Below are 18,731 nucleotides of genomic sequence, written 5' to 3' on the forward strand. Positions count from 1 at the left end.
TATGGGATCCCAAGGGGGCGGGTGAGGGCGTGCGTTGACGTCTCTGTTGGGTTGTGCTTCATTGTGTTTGTTTGTGTTTGGGTGGTGTGCCCGCCATGATGAGGAGCTCCCGGTGAAGAAGACGACGACCCGGCTCGCCGACGGCCGGGAACTGCTCTACTACGACGCGTCCGACGCCGCCGACCGCACCGCCGCCGACGCCCGCCCGCTGGACCCGGTCGCCACCACCGCCGAGATCCGCACCGACGCGCTCCTCGGCGACGCCGTCGCCGTCGCCTCGCACCGCCAGGGCCGCCCCTACCACCCCGCGGCCGACGCCTGCCCGCTGTGCCCCTCCGCCCCCGGCCGGTACACCGAGATCCCCGCCGACGGCTACGACGTCGTCGTCTTCGAGAACCGCTTCCCCTCGCTCGCCGGCGAACACGGCCGCTGCGAGGTGGTCTGCTTCACCCCCGACCACGACGCCTCGTTCGCCGACCTCACCGAGGAACAGGCCGCCCTGGTCCTCGACGCCTGGACCGACCGCACCGCGGCGCTCTCCCAACTCCCCGGCGTGGCACAGGTCTTCTGCTTCGAGAACCGCGGCGCCGAGATCGGCGTGACCCTCGGCCACCCGCACGGCCAGATCTACGCGTACCCCTTCGTCACCCCCCGCACCGAACGGATGCTGGCCTCCCTCGCCGCCCACCGCGAGGCCACCGGCCGCAACCTCTTCGACGACGTGGTCGCCCGCGAGCGCACCGACGGCCGGCGCATCGTCCTGGACGGCGCCCACTGGGTCGCCTTCGTCCCGTACGCCGCGCACTGGCCCTACGAGGTGCACCTCTACCCCAAGCGCCGGGTCCCGGACCTGCTGGCGCTCGACGAGCCGGCCCGCACAGAATTCCCACAGATCTACCTGGAAGTCTTGCGCCGGTTCGACCGGATCTTCGGGCCGGAAGCGCCCCCGACGCCGTACATCTCCGCCTGGCACCAGGCGCCCGTGCACGCCGCGGACCGCTCCCAGTTCGCGCTCCACCTTGAGCTCTTCACCGTCCGCAGGACTCCCGGAAAGCTGAAGTTCCTCGCGGGTTCCGAATCCGGCATGAACGTGTTCATCAACGACGTGCCGCCGGAGGCTGCGGCCGAGCGACTGCGAGAGGTAGCGAGCGAGTCATGAGCAATTACCTGGTGACCGGCGGGGCGGGCTACGTGGGAAGCGTGGTGGCCCAGCACCTGCTGGAGGCCGGCCACGCCGTCACGGTCCTCGACAACCTCTCCACCGGCTTCCGCCAGGCCGTGCCCGCCGGGGCGACGTTCGTCGAGGGCGACATCCGCGACGCGCACCGGTGGCTGGACGCTCCCCCTGGCTCCGCCGGGGGGACCCCCACGTACGACGCGGTCCTGCACTTCGCCGCGTTCTCGCAGGTCGGCGAGTCCGTCCAACAGCCGGAGAAGTACTGGACCAACAACGTCGGCGGCACCATGGAACTGCTCGCCGCGATGCGCACGGCGGGCGTGCGCACACTCGTCTTCTCGTCCACCGCGGCCACCTACGGCGAGCCGGTCAACACCCCGATCACCGAGACCGACCCGACCGCCCCCACCTCCCCCTACGGCGCGACCAAGCTCGCCGTCGACCACATGATCACCGGCGAGGCGGCCGCGCACGGCCTGGCCGCGGTGTCGCTGCGCTACTTCAACGTCGCCGGCGCGTACGGCAGTCACGGCGAACGCCACGACCCCGAGTCGCACCTGATCCCGCTCGTCCTCCAGGTCGCCCAGGGCCGGCGCGACGCCATCTCCGTCTACGGCGACGACTACCCGACCCCCGACGGCACCTGCGTGCGCGACTACCTCCACGTCGCGGACCTCGCCGAGGCCCACCTGCTGGCCCTGGCCGCCGCCCGCCCCGGCGAACACCTCATCTGCAACCTCGGCAACGGCAACGGCTTCTCCGTCCGCGAGGTCATCGAGACCGTCCGCAAGGTCACCGGCCACCCGATTCCCGAGGTCACCGCCGCGCGCCGGGACGGCGACCCCGCCGTCCTGGTCGCCTCCGCGCGCACCGCCACCGACCGGCTGGGCTGGCGCCCCACCCGCACCGACCTGGCCGACATCATCGCCGACGCCTGGGCGTTCGCCCGGGCCACCACCAGCCCGGACAACCCCGGCCCGGCCGGGGGCACCTCCCAGCCGTAGCCGGGGGAGTTCGAGACCCGCCCCGGGGCGCGAGCACCGGCCGGGACAGCACGAAGGAGTCCACGTGACAGACACGGAGCACGGCGCGGCCCGCACCGCGGCGGCCTTCCACGCCGTGTACGGGGCCGAGCCCGCCGGCACCTGGGCGGCCCCCGGCCGGGTCAACCTGATCGGTGAACACACCGACTACAACGACGGCTTCGTGATGCCCCTGGCCCTCCCGCACACCACCATCGCCGCCGCCGCACCCCGCACCGACGGGGTGCTGCGGCTGCACTCCGCCGGCGCCCCCGGCGGCCCGGTCACCCTCCGCACCGACGACCTCGCCCCGCCGGCCCGCGGAGCCGACTGGGCCGCCTACCCCGCCGGCGTGGTCTGGGCGATGCGGGCGGCCGGCCTGCCGATCGGCGGCGCCGACCTGCACTACTCCAGCACCGTCCCGCTCGGCGCCGGCCTGTCCTCCTCGGCCGCCCTGGAGATCGCCACCGCCCTCGCCCTGGACGACCTGTACGGCCTCGGCCTGCCCCGCGCGGAACTGGCCCGCCTCGCCCAACGCGCCGAGAACGCCTACGTCGGCGTGCCCTGCGGGATCATGGACCAGACCGCGGCCGCCTGCTGCACCGCCGGCCACGCCCTCTTCCTGGACACCCGCGACCTCAGCCACCGCCACGTCCCGTTCGATTTGGCCGCGGAAGGGCTCCGCCTCCTCGTCGTCGACACCCGCGTCCGCCACCAACTCGGCGACGGCGCGTACGCCGAGCGTCGCGCCGGATGCGAACGCGGCGCGCGGGCGCTCGGCGTACGCGCGCTGCGTGACGTCCCGTACGCGCATCTGCCCGCGGCCCTCGACGCGTTGGCGTCCGACCCGGCCGTCCGGGGCCTCGTCCGCCACATCGTCACCGAGAACCACCGCGTGGAACGGACCGTCGCCCACCTGGACGCCGGCCGCCCCCGCGCCATCGGCCCCCTGCTCACCGCCGGACACGCCTCCCTCCGTGACGACTTCAAGGTCTCCTGCCCCGAACTCGACCTCGCCGTCGACACCGCCAACGCCGCCGGTGCGCTCGGCGCCCGGATGACCGGCGGCGGCTTCGGCGGCTCGGCCCTCGTCCTCGTCGAGGCGGCCGCCGCGGACACCGTCACCGACGCCCTGCACGCGGCGTTCACCGCCGCCGGCCACACCCCGCCCCGGATCTTCCCGGCCGTCCCGGGCCCCGGCGCCCACCGCCTCCGGCCGTAGGGCGTCCGCGAACCACCGCCCGTGCGCCGGGCGCCCCCCGTTCCCCGGCCACTTTCGTCAATCACCTTCCGCTCGGGCACCCCGTCCGTACGCTGTCACCAGCGCCGGTGGGGGCCGGCGCAGATCAGGGGGCGAGACCGCTCGGGTACCGCGCCCGGGGCGGGTGGTCACCGGCCGGCGGCGTCCGCCGCCCGGCCGAGGCGATCTTCAATCCGGACGCCGTGCCCGCTATGGTCCGTTCACCGAGACAGGGGGTCTTGCGTGCAACGAATCCGGGTTCTGGTGGTCGACGACCACCGCATCTTCGCCGAGTCCCTGGCGGCCGCACTGGCCGCCGAGGTGGACGTGGACGTCGCCGCGGCGGGCAGCGCACCGGCGGCGCTGCGTACGCTCGACCGGGCCGCCACCGACGGCCGCCGCTTCGACGTCCTGCTCGCCGACGCCGACCTGGCCGCCCCGCTCCTCGCCGTGCCGCCCCAAGGGCCCGCCCGCGACGGCACCCCGCGCGAGAGCCCGCCCCGCGCCCCGCTGGACGGCATCGCCCTGGTGTCCGGCCTGCGCACCAGCCACCCGTACCTGCGGACCGTGGTCCTCGCCGACCGGGACGACCCGCGCCGGGCCGCCGCCGCCCTCCAGGCCGGCGCCTCCGGCTGGGTCGCCAAGGACTCCTCGCTCTCCCGCCTGCTGGCCGTCATCCGCGGCGTGCTGCGCGACGAGACGCACCTGCCGCCCGCCCTGCTCACCGGCGTGCTGCGGGAGCTGACCGCGGCCCGCAAGCACCGCAGCGAGAGCGAGCGACTGGTGGAGTCCCTGACCCCGCGCGAACGCGAGGTGCTGCGCTGCATGGTCGCCGGACTGGGCCGCAAGGCGGTCGCCGAGCGGCTCTTCCTCTCCCCGCACACCGTCCGCACCCACATGCAGAACGTGCTCGGCAAGCTGGGCGTGCACTCCACCCTCGCCGCCGTCGCGCTGGCCCGCCGGGCCGGCGTCGGCCCCGCCGACCTCGAACCGGCCGGCGCCGGGCCGCTCACCCTGCCCTGACCCCGGCCGCGCCCGACCGGATCACTCCGCGGCGCCCCCACCGCCTTCCCGTTCCGAACCGGTCAGTACCGCCACGCCCCGGGCGGCCAGCGTCACCCGCGTCACCGCCGCCGCCCGGGGCTCCCACGCGTCCCGCAGTGGCTCCGGCAGTGCCACCTCCACCGCCCGGCCGCCGTGGTTCAGCAGGAACACGTACCGGCCGCCGGCGCCCTCCCGCACCGTCGCCTGGACGCCCGGCGGCAGGTCCGGCAGCACCGGCGCCACGCCCGCCGCCGCCCGCACGTCGTCCAACAGGGCCCGCATCAGGGCCGGTTCCAGCCGGGTCCCGACGTACCAGGCCGTGCCCCGCCCGTGGTCGTGCCGGGTCACCGCCGGCTGCCCGGCCAACTCGCCGTCGAGGAACCGCGCCACCACCTCGGCGCCGGCCACCTCGATCTCCTCCGACCACAGGTCCGCCCGACCGGCGTAGGCCCGCCCGGTCTGCCGGCCCCGCCCGGCCGCGGTCGGATCGCCGTCGCCCACCGCCACCGACCGTCCCTCGGCCAGCGGCCAGAACTCCGTCACCCGCAACCCGAGCAACTCCCGCAACGGCCCCGGGTAGCCCCCCGGACGCACCCGGTCGCAGTCGTCGACGATGCCCGAGAAGAACGACACCACCAGCTGCCCGCCGCCGCGCACGTACGCCGCCAGCCGCGCCGCGTCCCGGTCCGTCAGCAGGTACAGGTTCGGCACCACCACCATCCGGTACCCCGACAGCTCCCGCCCCGGCGGCACCACGTCGCAGGCCACCCCCGCCTCGAACAGCGGCCGGTAGTGGGCCAGCGCGATCCGGGAGTGGTCCAGCGCCGTGGACGGCCGGGAATCCAGCTCCAGCGCCCACCAGCTCTGCCAGTCGGCCAGCAGCGCCACCGAGGCCCGGGACCGGGCTCCCTCGATCCCCGGCACCGCCGCCAACTCCCGCCCCAGCGCGCACACCTCACGGAAGATCCGGGTGTCCGTCCCGCCGTGCGGCACCATCGCCGAGTGGAACTTCTCCGCCCCGCCCAGCGACTGCCGCCACTGGAAGAACAGCACCGCGTCCGCGCCCTGCGCCACCGCCTGCCAGCTCCACAGCCGCATCGCCCCGGGCGGCTTGGGCCCGTTGCGCGGCCGCCAGTTGACCGCGCCCGGTGCCTGCTCCAGCAACAGCCACGGCTGCCCCTCGCGCGCCGACCGCATCAGGTCGAAGACGTAGGCCGCCCGGACGTGGTCGTCCGGCACGTGCGGGTCCTGGTAGAAGTCCAGCGCCATCACGTCCATCGACGGCGCCCAACCGAACGCGTCCACCGGCTTGTGCTGCGGCATCAGGTTCGTCGTCACCGGCACCCCGGGCGTCAGCCGCGTGAGCACCGCCCGCTCCGCCAGATAGCACTCCCGCAGCGCCGCGTCGCCGAACCGCAGGTAGTCCAACTGCTGCGCCGGATTGGCGAACGTCGGCGCGGTCCGGGGCGGCAGCACCTCCGCGAAGTCCCCGTACGCCTGCGACCAGAACGACGTCGACCAGGCGTCGTTGAGCGCCGCCACGCTGCCGTACCGCTCCCGCAGCCAGTTCCGGAAGTGCTCCGCCGACACGTCGCAGAAGCACTGCCGGGTGTGGCACCCGAACTCGTTGCCCACGTGCCACAGCGCGAGCGCCGGATGGTCGCCGTACCGCGCCGCGACCTGCTCCACCAGCCGCACCGCATGCGCCCGGAACACCGGGCTGGACGGGCAGAAGTGCTGCCGCGCGCCCGGCCAGCGGCGCTGCCCGTCCGGGCCCTCCGGCAGGATCTCCGGGTGGGCCCGGCTCAACCACGGGGGCGGTGACGCCGTCATCGTCGCCAGACACACCTCGATCCCGGCCCCGGCCAGGCCGTCCATGACCCGGTCGAACCAGCCGAAGTCCCATTCCCCCGGCCGGGGTTCGACCTTCGCCCAGGAGAAGATCCCGGCCGTGACCATGGAGACGTGGGCCGCCTTCATCAGCGCCAGGTCCTCGGCCCACACCTCCTCCGGCCAGTGCTCGGGGTTGTAGTCGCCGCCGAATCGGATGCCCATCGGACCCCCTGGCTCGCATGCGGGATGGAGGCGCCGCGCGACCCGGTGCGCCGCGCGGCGCCACGGCACGGGCACCACCCCGCCACGACCGCTCCCGGGGCGCCGCCCGTCTTCAGGTCTGCCTCACGAGGAGTTCTTGTACACGCTCCAGCCGCCGTCCACCACCAGGCTGGCCCCCGTCACGAACGACGCCTCCCCGGAGAGCAGGAACGCGATGGCGGCCGCCACCTCCTCGGGCCGCCCCAGCCGCCGCGCCGCGGTCTCGGCCGCGCTGGCCCGCCGTTGCTCCTCGCCGATGCCGTCCCACGCCGCGGTCAGCACCGGACCCGGCAGGACGCAGTTCACCCGCACCTCGGGCCCGTACTCCACCGCCAACTGCCGGCCCAGTCCGGTCAACCCGGCCTTGGACGCCGCGTACGCGGGCCGCCCCGGCAGCCCGACCAGCGCGTGCACCGACGACGTCAGCACCACCGCCCCGCCGCGCGCCCGCAGGTCCGCGAGGACCGCCCGCACGCCCAGGAACGCCCCGGTGAGGTTCACCGCCAGCTGCCGGTCCCACTCCACCGGCGAGGTCCGGTCCGCCGGAGCCACGTGCGCCAGGTAGGCGTTGCTGACCAGGCCGTCCACCGGCCCGTACCGGGTGTGCGCCGCGGCGACGGCCCGCCGCCAGTCGTCCTCGACGGCCACGTCGCAGTGCTCGTACGAGGCCCGCCCGGCGGCCGCCCGGATCCGCCGCGCGACGCGCTCGCCGCGGGCGTCGTCGACGTCCAGCAGCAGCACCGCGGCGCCCTCGGCGGCCAGCCGGTCCGCGGTCGCCGCCCCGATACCGCCGGCGGCGCCGGTGACCAGCACCGTCCGCCCCGAAAACCGCCGTCCGCGCCTGCCACCACTGCCGTACGGCCCCACGGGCACGGAGCCCGTTCCTCCGGTCCCCTGCTGGCTCATGCGGAGATCCAAGCCCACCCCGGGGCGACCCGGCAAGAGCACCCGGCCGCACGCCCCCTGTGGACCTAACCCGGCACGTTGTCAAACGGTCCGGTCAACCGCCGCAGGAGACCGGCCAATTCGTGTCGCTGCTGCCGCGACAGCTCGGCGAGGATGGCGCGCTCCTGCGTGAGCAGCCCGGCCAGCGATTCGTCGGCCTTGTCGCGGCCCTTGGCGGTCAGTCGGACCAGCACGCCACGCCGGTCGCTGGGGTCCGGCAACCGCTCCACCAATTCCTTCTTGGCGAGCCGGTCGATGCGGTTGGTCATCGTGCCGGAGGTGACCAGTGTCTGCGTCAACAGGGCGCCGGGGGAGAGCTGATAGGGGGCGCCGGCGCGCCGCAGCGCGGTCAGCACGTCGAATTCCCAGGGCTCCAGGCCCACCTCGGAGAAGGCGAGGCGACGGGCCCGGTCGAGGTGTCTGGCCAGGCGGAAGACGCGGCTGAGGACCTCAAGCGGCTCCACGTCGAGGTCCGGGCGCTCGCGGCGCCATGCTGCGACCAGTCGATCGACCTCGTCCTCCATGGCGATCAGTGTAAAGGGTCTGTCGACATAAAGTCTCTTGATGGCGAGCTTCTCGATATCAAGATATATTTCCCTGGACTACTGGGCATCGTGGGCGCAGCACGGAATCCGCCCGAGATGGCCAAAACTCGCTCGGAGGCCGTTCGACAGGCTCCACAACAGAACCGTGCCAGCCCTGCATCAGCAAAGGGGTTATCGAACATGCACGACGCACCCGTCTGGGACCCCCAGCAGTACCTCCACCACTCAGGTCACCGCACCCGCCCCTTCCACGACCTCCTCGCCCGGATACCCGAGCTCCCCCGTCCCGACCGCCCCGCCCGCATCGCCGACCTCGGCTGCGGCCCCGGCAACGTCACCGTCCAACTCGCCGACCGCTGGCCGGACGCGCACATCACCGGCTTCGACAACTCCACCGACATGCTCAAAGAGGCCGAGTCCTACGCCGGCCCCACCCGCGGCGGCGGCCACCTCGACTTCGCCCCCGCCGACGCCGCCGACTGGACCCCCGAAGAGCCCTTCGACCTGATCATTTCCAACGCGGCCCTGCAGTGGGTCCCCAACCACCCGGACTCCTTCGCCCGCTGGATCGACGCCCTCACCCCCGGCGGCACCTTCGCCTTCCAGGTCCCGGGCAACTTCACCTCGCCCAGCCACGCCCTCCTCGGCGAACTGTGCGACTCCCCGCAGTGGTCCGAGCGCCTCGACCGGCACGGCCGCCGCTTCGTCCACATCCTCGACCCCGCCGACTACCTCCAGCGCCTCACCGACCTCGGCTGCACCACCGACGCCTGGGAGACCACCTACGTCCAACTCCTCCAGGGCGACGACCCGGTCCTCGACTGGGTCAAGGGCACGGCCCTGCGCCCCGTCCTCACCGCCCTCGAAGGCGACCCCGAGGCGCGCGACGCCTTCCTCGCCGAGTACCGCGACGCCCTGCGCCGCGCCTACCCGACCGGCCCGCACGGCACGGTCTTCCCGTTCCGCCGCATCTTCGCCGTAGCCCAGAAGCCCGGGCCCGCGGCGCCACCCGCGCGGGGCGCCGCCCCCGGCGGCCCGACCGCCTGATTCCCAAGGTTCCGCAGTGAGCACCGGCCTCGACCACATCCAGCTCGCCGCCGGCCTGGGGAGGCAGGAGAAGGCTGCTGGTTCGAGGCCGGCGCGGGTGCGCGGACCGCTCCGAAGGCGACCGCGCCGGAGCGTGGGGATTACGGCCGGACCCTGGGGGCGGCCCAGGTGGCAGGGGCGCCCGTGGCTACGACGGCCCGACGGCAATCCGCCCTGACGGGCCGGCACGCACCCGGCGACCGCCGGCGCTCCCCCTCAGTTCTTCCGGTGCCCTATCAGCCGCGGCTTGGGTTCGAGGTTCCCCAGCCCGTGCCAGGCGAGGTTCACCAGGTGCGCCGCCACCTCCGCCTTCTTCGGCTTGCGGGCGTCGACCCACCACTGGCCGGTCAGCGCCACCATGCCGACCAGCGCCTGGGCGTACAGCGGCGCTAGCTTCGGGTCGAAGCCGCGGGCCTTGAATTCGAGGCCCAGGATGTCCTCGACCTGGGTGGCGATGTCGCTGATCAGCGACGCGAAGGTGCCCGTGGACTGCGCGACGGGGGAGTCCCGGACCAGGATCCGGAAGCCGTCGGTGAACGTCTCGATGTAGTCGAGCAGCGCGAACGCCGCCTGTTCGAGGAGCTCCCGCGGATGCCCGGCGGTCAGCGCACCGGTGACCATGTCCAGCAACTGCCGCATCTCGCGGTCCACGACCACCGCGTACAGCCCCTCCTTGCCGCCGAAGTGCTCGTAGACCACCGGCTTGGAGACCCCGGCCTTGGCCGCGATCTCCTCCACCGACGTGCCTTCGTACCCCCGCTCGGCGAACAGCGTGCGGCCGATGTCCAGCAACTGCTCACGGCGCTCCGCGCCGGTCATCCGCACCCGGCGGGCCCGTCGGGTGCCCGAAGACGGGGTCCCGGAGGAGCCGGAGGACTTTCCCTTACTGCCGTTGCTCGCGCTGCTGTCGATCGCCACCCGTCAATCATGCCCCCAGCGGGGCCTTCTCCTCGCCCCGGGCGCCGTCCTGGCGCCGGGCGTCGATCCGCGCCGCGTTCGGCCACCGCACGTCGTGCGCCCAGCCGGCCAGCTCGAACCAGCGGATCAGCCGGGCGCTGGAGTCCAGCTGGCCCTTCAGGACCCCGTGCCGGGCGCAGGTCGGATCGGCGTGGTGCAGGTTGTGCCAGGACTCGCCGCAGGAGAGCACCGCCAGCCACCAGACGTTGCCGGAGCGGTCCCGGGACTTGAACGGGCGCTTGCCGACCGCGTGGCAGATGGAGTTGATCGACCACGTGACGTGGTGCAGCAGCGCCACCCGGACCAGGGAGCCCCAGAAGAACGCGGTCAGCGCGCCCTGCCAGGACCACGTCACCAGCCCGCCGACCAGCGGCGGGATCAGCAGCGACACCGTGGTCCACAGGACGAACTGGCGGGAGATCGTCCGGATCGCCCGGTCCTTGATCAGGTCGGGCGCGTACTTGTGCTGCGGCGTCTGCTCCTCGTCGAACATCCAGCCGACGTGCGCCCACCACAGGCCCTTCATCAGCGCCGGGACGGTCTCGCCGTACCGCCACGGCGAGTGCGGATCACCCTCCGCGTCGGAGAACTTGTGGTGCTTGCGGTGGTCGGCGACCCAGCGGACCAGCGGCCCCTCCACCGCCAGCGACCCCATGACGGCGAGCGCGATCCGCAGCGGACGCTTCGCCTTGAACGCACCGTGCGTGAAGTAGCGGTGGAAGCCGATGGTGATGCCGTGACAGCCGATGAAGTACATCGCCGTCATCAGCCCGAGATCCAGCCAGCTCACGCCCCAGCCCCAGGCCAGCGGCACCGCGGCGATCAAGGCCAGGAACGGCACGGTGATGAACATCAGCAGGGTGAACTGTTCCAGCGATCTGCGCTGCTCGCCGCCCAGCGTCGCGGACGGCACGGGGGAGGAGGCAGAAGAACCAGCGGGCACATCGAGCGGCATCGGTGACTCTTCCACGGCATTCGGACCAGCGGTCATGTGGTGTCCCTCGTCGGGGGCTCGGGGGCACGGCTACGGCCTACGGGACCGTAACCTACGGTCTCGTAAGTATGGCAGCGACACCGCCCCGGGCAAGGCCGTGACAGGCCCCACCGCCGGCCCCGCACCCCGGATGCCCAACCCTCGGACGGTGTGATCCCCGGTCGGCGGGCAGACCTATCCTGGGGGCGTCGGACAGCGCGGTCCGCACCCCGCCAAGACGTGCTCAATGACTGCACCATCCCTTGCAAGGAGCCGCACCTGTGAGCAGTGCCGACAGCAACCCCGCCGAGTCCACCACCCCCGGGACCACCCAGGGCACCAGCGGTGACAACGGTGCCCTGCGCGCCGACATCCGCCGCCTCGGCGACCTCCTCGGCGAGACCCTCGTCCGGCAGGAGGGCCAGGACCTCCTCGACCTCGTGGAACAGGTCCGCGCCCTGACCCGCTCCGACGGCGAGGCCGCCGCCCGGCTCCTGGGCGAGACCGACCTGATCACCGCCGCCAAGCTGGTCCGCGCCTTCTCCACGTACTTCCACCTCGCCAACGTCACCGAGCAGGTCCACCGCGGTCGCGAGCTCCGCGCCAGGCGCGCCTCCGAGGGCAGCATCCTGGCCCGCACCGCCGACATGCTCAAGGACGCCGACCCCGAGCACCTGCGGGCCACCGCCCGCAACCTCGGCGTCCGCCCGGTCTTCACCGCCCACCCGACCGAGGCCGCCCGCCGCTCCGTGCTCACCAAGCTCCGCAAGATCGCCGAGCTGCTGGACCGCACCGACGCCGCCGACCGCCGCCGCGTCGACCTCCGCCTCGCCGAGAACGTCGACCTCATCTGGCAGACCGACGAACTCCGCGTCGCCCGGCCCGAGCCCACCGACGAGGCGCGCAACGCCATCTACTACCTCGACGAGCTCGGCCGCGGCGCCGTCGGCGACGTCCTCGAAGACCTCGCCGCCGAACTTGAGCGCGCCGGCACCGAACTCCCCGCCGGCACCCGCCCGCTGACCTTCGGCACCTGGATCGGCGGCGACCGCGACGGCAACCCCAACGTCACCCCGCAGGTGACCTGGGACGTGCTGATCCTCCAGCACGAGCACGGCATCAGCGACGCCCTGGAGCACGTCGACGAACTCCGCGGCGCCCTCTCCAACTCCATCCGCAACTGCGGCGCCACCGACGAACTGCTCGCCTCGCTCCAGCAGGACCTCGACCTCCTCCCGGAGATCAGCCCCCGCTACAAGCGCCTCAACAGCGAAGAGCCCTACCGCCTGAAGGCCACCTGCATCCGGCAGAAGCTCCTCAACACCCGCGACCGCCTCGCCGGCGACACCCCGCACGTGCCGGGCCGCGACTACCTCGGCACCAGCGAGCTCCTCGACGACCTCGCCCTCATCCAGACCTCGCTGCGCGCCCACCGCGGCGGCCTGATCGCCGACGGCCGCCTCGAACGCACCCTGCGCACCATCTCCGCGTTCGGCCTCCAGCTCGCCACCATGGACGTCCGCGAGCACGCCGACGCCCACCACCACGCCCTCGGCCAGCTCTTCGACCGCCTCGGCGAGGAGTCCTGGCGCTACGTGGACATGCCGCGCGACTACCGGCGCAAGCTGCTCGCCAAGGAACTCCGCTCCCGGCGGCCGCTGGCCCCCACCCCGCCGCCCCTCGACGAGGCCGGCGCCAAGACCCTCGGCGTCTTCCGCACCATCCGCCGGGCCAAGAAGACCTTCGGCCCCGAGGTCATCGAGTCCTACATCATCTCGATGTGCCAGGGCTCCGACGACGTCTTCGCCGCGGCCGTCCTGGCCCGCGAGGCCGGTCTGATCGACCTGCACGCCGGCTGGGCCAAGGTCGGCATCGTGCCGCTGCTGGAGACCACCGACGAGCTGAAGATCGCCGACCAGCTCCTCGACGACATGCTCTCCGACCCCTCCTACCGCCGCCTCGTGGCCCTGCGCGGCGACGTCCAGGAGGTCATGCTCGGCTACTCCGACTCCTCGAAGTTCGGCGGCATCACCACCAGCCAGTGGGAGATCCACCGCGCCCAGCGCCTGCTCCGCGACGTCGCGCACCGCCACGGCGTGCGCCTGCGCCTCTTCCACGGCCGCGGCGGCACCGTCGGTCGCGGCGGCGGCCCCTCGCACGACGCGATCCTCGCCCAGCCCTACGGCACCCTCGAAGGCGAGATCAAGGTCACCGAGCAGGGCGAGGTCATCTCCGACAAGTACCTCGTCCCGTCACTCGCCCGGGAGAACCTCGAACTGACCGTCGCCGCGACGCTCCAGGCATCCGCCCTGCACACCGCGCCCCGACAGTCCGACGAGGCCCTGGCCCGCTGGGACGCGGCCATGGAGACCGTCTCCGACGCCGCCCACGGCGCCTACCGCCGCCTCGTCGAGGACCCGGACCTGCCCGCGTACTTCTTCGCCTCCACCCCCGTGGACCAACTCGCCGACCTCCACCTCGGCTCGCGGCCCTCCCGCCGCCCCGACTCCGGCGCCGGCCTCGACGGCCTCCGCGCCATCCCGTGGGTGTTCGGCTGGACCCAGTCCCGGCAGATCGTCCCCGGCTGGTTCGGCGTCGGCACCGGCCTCAAGGCCGCCCGCGAAGCCGGCCTCGACACGGTCCTGGACGAAATGCACGCGCACTGGCACTTCTTCCGCAACTTCCTCTCCAACGTCGAGATGACGCTGGCCAAGACGGACCTGCGGATCGCCGAGCACTACGTCGACACCCTCGTCCCCGAAGAGCTCCAGCACGTCTTCGCCGTCATCAAGGCCGAACACGAGCTCACCGTCGCCGAGGTCCTGCGCATCACCGGCGAGACCGAACTCCTCGACTCCAACCCGGTGCTCAAGCAGACCTTCCGCGTCCGCGACGCCTACCTCGACCCGATCTCCTACCTCCAGGTCTCCCTCCTCAAGCGCCAGCGCGACGCGGCCGCCGCCGACCAGCAGCCCGACCCGCTGCTCTCCCGCGCCCTGCTCCTGACCGTCAACGGCGTGGCGGCCGGCCTGCGCAACACCGGCTGACCACCACCCACCCACGCAACGGCGGGGCCGCCCGGAACACCTTCCGGACGGCCCCGCCGTTGTCGTACGGATGTAGCAGGCGACCGGAGGACCCATGACAGAGCAGACCGTTTACCGGCACTTGCGCGCGCTGCGCGACCACCTCACGCCGCCGCCCGGCCTCACCTGGCCCGAGATCAGCGGCGGAACGCTCGTGATGACGATGCGCCCGCGGCCCCGGCACCAACTCACGGCATCCGAGGTGCGTGACCTGATCAAGCCGCAGCTTCCCGCGGGCATGGGCGCCTACGAAGCAACCGACACCGACGACGACAGCCTCGGCAAATCCGGCCTCAGCAAGCAGCCCATGTACCAGCAGTAGCGGCCGACGGGGCCGCCCCTCACGTGTTGTACGTCGACTGCGCCCGCTCCAGGCCCTCCAGGACCAGTGCCTCCACCGCGTCCGCCGCCCGGTCCACGAAGTACGCCAGTTCCTTGCGCTCCGCGGACGAGAAGTCCTTCAGCACGAAGTCCGCCACCGGCATCCGCCCCGGCGGCCGGCCGATCCCGAACCGCACCCGGTGGTACTCCGCGCCCAGCGACTTGGTGATCGACTTCAGGCCGTTGTGTCCGTTGTCACCGCCGCCCAGCTTCAACCGCAGCGTGCCGTAGTCGATGTCCAACTCGTCGTGCACGGCGACGATGTTGGCCACCGGGACCTTGAAGAAGTCCCGCAGCGCGGTCGTCGGCCCGCCCGACAGGTTCATGAACGACGACGGCTTGGCCACCACCACCCGACGGTTCGACGGGCCCGGCGGGCCGATGCGTCCCTCCACCACCTGGGCCCGCGCCTTGTGGGCCTTGAAGCGGCCGCCCATCCGCTCCGCCAGCAGGTCCGCCACCATGAACCCCACGTTGTGGCGGTTGCCGGCGTACTCCGGGCCCGGGTTGCCGAGCCCCACGATGAGCCAGGGGCTCGCCGCATCGGTCATGTTCACGTCTCCTCGAAACGACCCAACCGCCGCCCCGGCGCCGTCCGGCACCGCGACAGCGGTTGGGAAGAAAACTACCGCGCGAGGACTCAGCCCTCGTCGCCCTCGGCGGCCTCGGCCGGGGCCTCCGCCTGCGCGGCGACGACCTGCAGCACCGGGGTGTCGCCCTCGACGGTCAGCGACGCGCCGGCCGGCAGCTCGATGTCCTTGGCGAGCACGGTGTGACCGGCGTCCAGGCCCGCGATCGACACGGTGACGGACTCGGGGATGTGGGTCGCCTCGGCCTCGACGGGCAGCGTGTTGAGCAGGTGCTCCAGCAGGTTGCCGCCGGGGGCCAGCTCGCCCTCGGTCTGGATCGGCAGCTCGACGGAGACCTTCTCGCCCTTCTTCACGGCGAGGAAGTCCACGTGCACGAGGAAGCGACGGATCGCCTCGCGCTGCACGGCCTTCGGGATCACCAGCTCGTTGGTGCCCTCGCCCTCAAGGCGGATCAGCGCGTTCGGGGTCTTCAGGGCCATCATCAGCGCGTGGCTGTCGACCGCCACGTGCTTCGGCTCCGCGCCGTGGCCGTAGATGACCGCCGGAACCTTCTCTTCGCGGCGCAGACGGCGCGCGGCGCCCTTGCCGAAGTCGTTCCGGGCCTCAGCGGCGAGCTTGATCTCAGCCATGCCAGCTCCTCGTATCTCAAAGTATCTGCGGGGCGTCACCCGGCCCACGACAGACCTGCTACGAAGAGCGCGTCGATAACGGACAGCCACCGCAAAAGGGCGGCCTCCCTCGCCGAGCAACTCGATGAGTCTACCCGGCGGGAAGGCCGCCCCAAAGTCGATCTAGCCGGCCACCGCCGGCCGCCGGCTCACTGCTCGTCGAACAGGCTCGTCACCGAGCCGTCCTCGAACACCTCGCGGATCGCCCGCGCGACCGTCGGCGCCATCGACAGCACCGTGATCTTGTCGAGCTCCAGCTCCGAAGGCGTCGGCAGCGTGTTGGTGAACACGAACTCGCTGACCTTGGAGTTCTTCAGGCGGTCCGCGGCCGGACCCGACAGCACGCCGTGCGTGGCCGTCACGATCACGTCCGCCGCACCGTTGGCGAACAGCGCCTCGGCCGCCGCGCAGATCGTGCCACCGGTGTCGATCATGTCGTCGACCAGGACGCAGACCCGGCCCTCGACGTCACCGACGACCTCGTGGACGGTGACCTGGTTCGCCACGTCCTTGTCCCGGCGCTTGTGGACGATGGCCAGCGGCGCGCCCAGGCGGTCGCACCAGCGGTCCGCCACCCGCACCCGGCCGGCGTCCGGCGACACCACGGTCAGCTTGTCGCGGTCGACCTTGGCGCCCACGTAGTCCGCCAGCACCGGCAGCGCGAAGAGGTGGTCCACCGGGCCGTCGAAGAAGCCCATGATCTGGTCCGTGTGCAGGTCCACGGTGACGATGCGGTCCGCGCCCGCCGTCTTCATCAGGTCCGCGATCAGGCGCGCCGAGATCGGCTCGCGCCCACGGTGCTTCTTGTCCTGACGCGCGTACCCGTAGAACGGCACGACCACGGTGATGCTGCGGGCCGAGGCCCGCTTCAGCGCATCAATCATGATCAGCTGCTCCATGATCCACTTGTTGATCGGAGCCGTGTGGCTCTGGATCAAGAAGCAGTCCGCGCCGCGCGCCGACTCCTGGTACCGGACGTAGATCTCGCCATTGGCGAAGTCGAACGCCTTCGTCGGGACCAGGCCCACGCCCAGCTGGTGCGCGACCTCCTCGGCAAGCTCGGGGTGGGCGCGGCCGGAGAAGAGCATCAGCTTCTTCTCGCCGGTCGTCTTGATCCCGGTCACAGCAAATCTCCTTGCATCACAGTTTGCGTGCGCTCGTCACCGTACGCCCCGCACGGCGTACCCGTTGGCACAGTCACCGCTCACCCTCGGACTTCCGGTCAGAGCCCTGACCCGACTCCGCTTCCTGGTGGGCGGACGAAGCGGCCTGCGCGGCGGCGCTCCCGGGCCGCTTGCGCGCGACCCAACCCTCGATGTTGCGCTGCTGGCCGCGTGCGACCGCCAGCGAACCCGGGGGCACATCCTTGGTGATGACCGAACCGGCCGCGGTGTATGCGCCGTCCCCGATCGTGACGGGCGCCACGAACATGTTGTCCGAGCCCGTCTTGCAGTGCGAGCCGACCGTCGTGTGGTGCTTGGCCTCGCCGTCGTAGTTCACGAACACGCTGGCCGCACCGATGTTGGTGTACTCGCCGATCGTCGCATCCCCCACGTAGGAGAGGTGCGGCACCTTCGTGCCCTCGCCGATCTGCGAGTTCTTCATCTCGACGAACGTGCCGGCCTTCGCCTTCAGGCCCAGGACCGTGCCCGGACGCAGGTACGCGTACGGACCCACCGAGGCGTCCGGTCCGATCTCCGCGCCGTCGGCCACCGTGAACGACACCGACGCCCCCGCACCCACGACGGTGTCCGTCAGCCGCGACTGCGGGCCGACCTCGGACCCCGACGCCACGTGGGTCGCCCCCAGCAGCTGCGTCCCGGGGTGCACCGTGGCGTCCTGCTCGAACGTCACCGACGCGTCCACCCACGTCGACGCCGGGTCGACGACGGTGACGCCGGCGAGCATCGCCCGCTCCAGCAGCCGCGCGTTGAGCAGCCGCCGGGCCTCGGCCAGCTGCACCCGGTTGTTGATCCCCAGGATCTCGCGGTGGTCGCCCGCCACCGCGGCGCCCACCCGGTGTCCGGCGGACCGCAGGATCCCCAGCACGTCCGTGAGGTATTCCTCACCCTGGCTGTTGTCCGTGCGGACCTTGCCCAGCGCCTCGACCAGCAGCCGCGCGTCGAACGCGAACACCCCGGAGTTGATCTCCCGGATGGCCCGCTGGGCCTCGCTCGCGTCCTTGTGCTCGACGATCTCGGTGACCGCGCCGGACTCCTCGTCCCGCACGATCCGTCCGTAGCCCGTCGAGTCGGGCACCTCGGCCGAGAGCACGGTCACGGCGTTCTTGTCCGCGGCGTGCGTCTCGCTGAGCTGGCGCAGCGTCTCGCCGGTCAGCAGGGGGGTGTCGCCGCACACCACGACGACGGTGCCGTCGAGCGTGACGCCGTCGCCGCTGAGCTCTTCGAGCGCGGTGCGGACGGCGTGGCCGGTGCCGTTCTGCTCGTGCTGCACGGCGGTGCGGGTGGCGGGGTCGATCGCGGCGAGGTGCTCGCGCACCTGCTCGCGGGCGTGGCCGACGACCACGACGAGGTGTTCGGGGTCCAGCTCGCGGGATGCGGCGACGACGTGGCCGACGAGGGATCGGCCGCAGATCGCGTGCAGGACCTTGGGGGTCGTCGACTTCATGCGGGTTCCCTCACCCGCTGCGAGAACGACGACGGCGGCCGGGCGGTTGGCGCTCACGGGATGCCCTTCGGCTTCTTGGCTACTTCGGGTGGTGGTCATCCGAAGGATACCGGGGCGTTTTGCGGAGGAAACGAGGGCGGGTCCTGACCGTGTGGTCAGGACCCGGACGTCGCGATGTGGTGACTGTGCTCCCCCGCCAGGACTCGAACCCGGACTTAAGGTACCAAAAACCTCAGTGCTGCCGATTACACCACAGGGGAGTGTAAAGCGAGCTAAACCGGACATTCCGTCAGGC

At 72.4% G+C, this 18,731-nt stretch carries 16 protein-coding genes and 1 tRNA gene; 7 read left to right on the plus strand and 10 right to left on the minus strand.

Annotated elements, in window-relative coordinates:
• Positions 1–112 precede the first annotated feature (112 nt).
• From galT to ACLJT4_RS27160, 4 genes are all read left to right on the plus strand, one after another.
• A complete protein-coding gene (gene galT, locus ACLJT4_RS27145; protein ID WP_411126045.1) occupies positions 113–1,159 on the plus strand; it encodes a galactose-1-phosphate uridylyltransferase in 1,047 nt (348 codons plus the stop codon).
• On the plus strand, positions 1,156–2,181 hold the full coding sequence (gene galE, locus ACLJT4_RS27150; RefSeq protein WP_411126047.1) for a UDP-glucose 4-epimerase GalE: 1,026 nt from the start codon (positions 1,156–1,158) through the stop codon (positions 2,179–2,181). The genes galT and galE overlap by 4 nt, the downstream gene beginning before the upstream one ends.
• A 64-nt stretch (positions 2,182–2,245) precedes the next feature.
• Positions 2,246–3,421, plus strand: coding sequence for a galactokinase (gene galK / locus ACLJT4_RS27155; protein ID WP_411126049.1), 1,176 nt, complete (start codon positions 2,246–2,248; stop codon positions 3,419–3,421).
• Positions 3,422–3,682: 261 nt separating this feature from the next.
• Entirely contained in the window at positions 3,683–4,462 is a 780-nt protein-coding gene (locus tag ACLJT4_RS27160; RefSeq protein WP_275464329.1) for a response regulator transcription factor, read from the plus strand.
• Positions 4,463–4,483: 21 nt separating this feature from the next.
• Here the strand turns inward: ACLJT4_RS27160 and ACLJT4_RS27165 are convergent, their stop codons facing one another.
• The 3 genes from ACLJT4_RS27165 to ACLJT4_RS27175 all read right to left on the minus strand — a co-directional run bounded on the left by ACLJT4_RS27165 (position 4,484) and on the right by ACLJT4_RS27175 (position 8,046).
• Positions 4,484–6,538, minus strand: a complete 2,055-nt coding sequence (locus tag ACLJT4_RS27165) for a beta-galactosidase (RefSeq protein WP_411126052.1) — start codon at positions 6,536–6,538, stop codon at positions 4,484–4,486.
• Between the two features lie 123 nt (positions 6,539–6,661).
• The gene (locus tag ACLJT4_RS27170; RefSeq protein WP_411126054.1) at positions 6,662–7,483 is read right to left on the minus strand and encodes an SDR family NAD(P)-dependent oxidoreductase; all 822 of its coding nucleotides are present in this window, start codon (positions 7,481–7,483) and stop codon (positions 6,662–6,664) included.
• Positions 7,484–7,548: 65 nt separating this feature from the next.
• Positions 7,549–8,046 carry a MarR family winged helix-turn-helix transcriptional regulator gene (locus tag ACLJT4_RS27175; protein ID WP_411126056.1) on the minus strand — a complete coding sequence of 166 codons (498 nt, stop codon included), beginning with the start codon at positions 8,044–8,046 and terminating at the stop codon, positions 7,549–7,551.
• A 201-nt stretch (positions 8,047–8,247) separates the two neighbouring features.
• Here ACLJT4_RS27175 and ACLJT4_RS27180 point away from each other — a divergent pair, with 201 nt between their 5' ends.
• Positions 8,248–9,114, plus strand: coding sequence for a trans-aconitate 2-methyltransferase (locus tag ACLJT4_RS27180; RefSeq protein ID WP_411126058.1), 867 nt, complete (start codon positions 8,248–8,250; stop codon positions 9,112–9,114).
• Between the two features lie 255 nt (positions 9,115–9,369).
• Here ACLJT4_RS27180 and ACLJT4_RS27185 read toward each other — a convergent pair whose 3' ends face one another.
• Entirely contained in the window at positions 9,370–10,071 is a 702-nt protein-coding gene (locus tag ACLJT4_RS27185; RefSeq protein ID WP_020930731.1) for a TetR/AcrR family transcriptional regulator, read from the minus strand.
• Between the two features lie 7 nt (positions 10,072–10,078).
• Positions 10,079–11,101 (minus strand): acyl-CoA desaturase, encoded by a 1,023-nt coding sequence (locus ACLJT4_RS27190; protein ID WP_411126060.1) that lies wholly within the window; start codon positions 11,099–11,101, stop codon positions 10,079–10,081.
• Between the two features lie 263 nt (positions 11,102–11,364).
• Between ACLJT4_RS27190 and ppc the strand changes: the two genes are divergently transcribed.
• Entirely contained in the window at positions 11,365–14,130 is a 2,766-nt protein-coding gene (ppc, locus tag ACLJT4_RS27195; protein ID WP_411126062.1) for a phosphoenolpyruvate carboxylase, read from the plus strand.
• A gap of 94 nt (positions 14,131–14,224) precedes the next feature.
• Complete coding sequence (locus ACLJT4_RS27200; RefSeq protein ID WP_411126064.1) at positions 14,225–14,491, plus strand: hypothetical protein; 267 nt, start codon at positions 14,225–14,227, stop codon at positions 14,489–14,491.
• 19 nt (positions 14,492–14,510) lie between these two features.
• Here the strand turns inward: ACLJT4_RS27200 and pth are convergent, their stop codons facing one another.
• The 5 genes from pth to ACLJT4_RS27225 form a co-directional block, all read right to left on the minus strand.
• Positions 14,511–15,101, minus strand: coding sequence for an aminoacyl-tRNA hydrolase (gene pth, locus ACLJT4_RS27205; RefSeq protein WP_411126066.1), 591 nt, complete (start codon positions 15,099–15,101; stop codon positions 14,511–14,513).
• A gap of 89 nt (positions 15,102–15,190) precedes the next feature.
• Entirely contained in the window at positions 15,191–15,769 is a 579-nt protein-coding gene (locus ACLJT4_RS27210; protein ID WP_411126068.1) for a 50S ribosomal protein L25/general stress protein Ctc, read from the minus strand.
• A gap of 188 nt (positions 15,770–15,957) precedes the next feature.
• Positions 15,958–16,932: a ribose-phosphate diphosphokinase gene (locus ACLJT4_RS27215; protein WP_016578947.1), complete on the minus strand. Its 975-nt coding sequence runs from the start codon at positions 16,930–16,932 to the stop codon at positions 15,958–15,960.
• 73 nt (positions 16,933–17,005) lie between these two features.
• On the minus strand, positions 17,006–18,493 hold the full coding sequence (glmU, locus tag ACLJT4_RS27220; RefSeq protein ID WP_275464336.1) for a bifunctional UDP-N-acetylglucosamine diphosphorylase/glucosamine-1-phosphate N-acetyltransferase GlmU: 1,488 nt from the start codon (positions 18,491–18,493) through the stop codon (positions 17,006–17,008).
• Positions 18,494–18,624: 131 nt separating this feature from the next.
• Positions 18,625–18,696, minus strand: a tRNA-Gln gene (locus ACLJT4_RS27225).
• Positions 18,697–18,731: the final 35 nt, after the last annotated feature.

Source organism: Streptomyces sp. x-19, assembly GCF_046549115.1.
GTDB lineage: Bacteria > Actinomycetota > Actinomycetes > Streptomycetales > Streptomycetaceae > Streptomyces > Streptomyces albulus_C.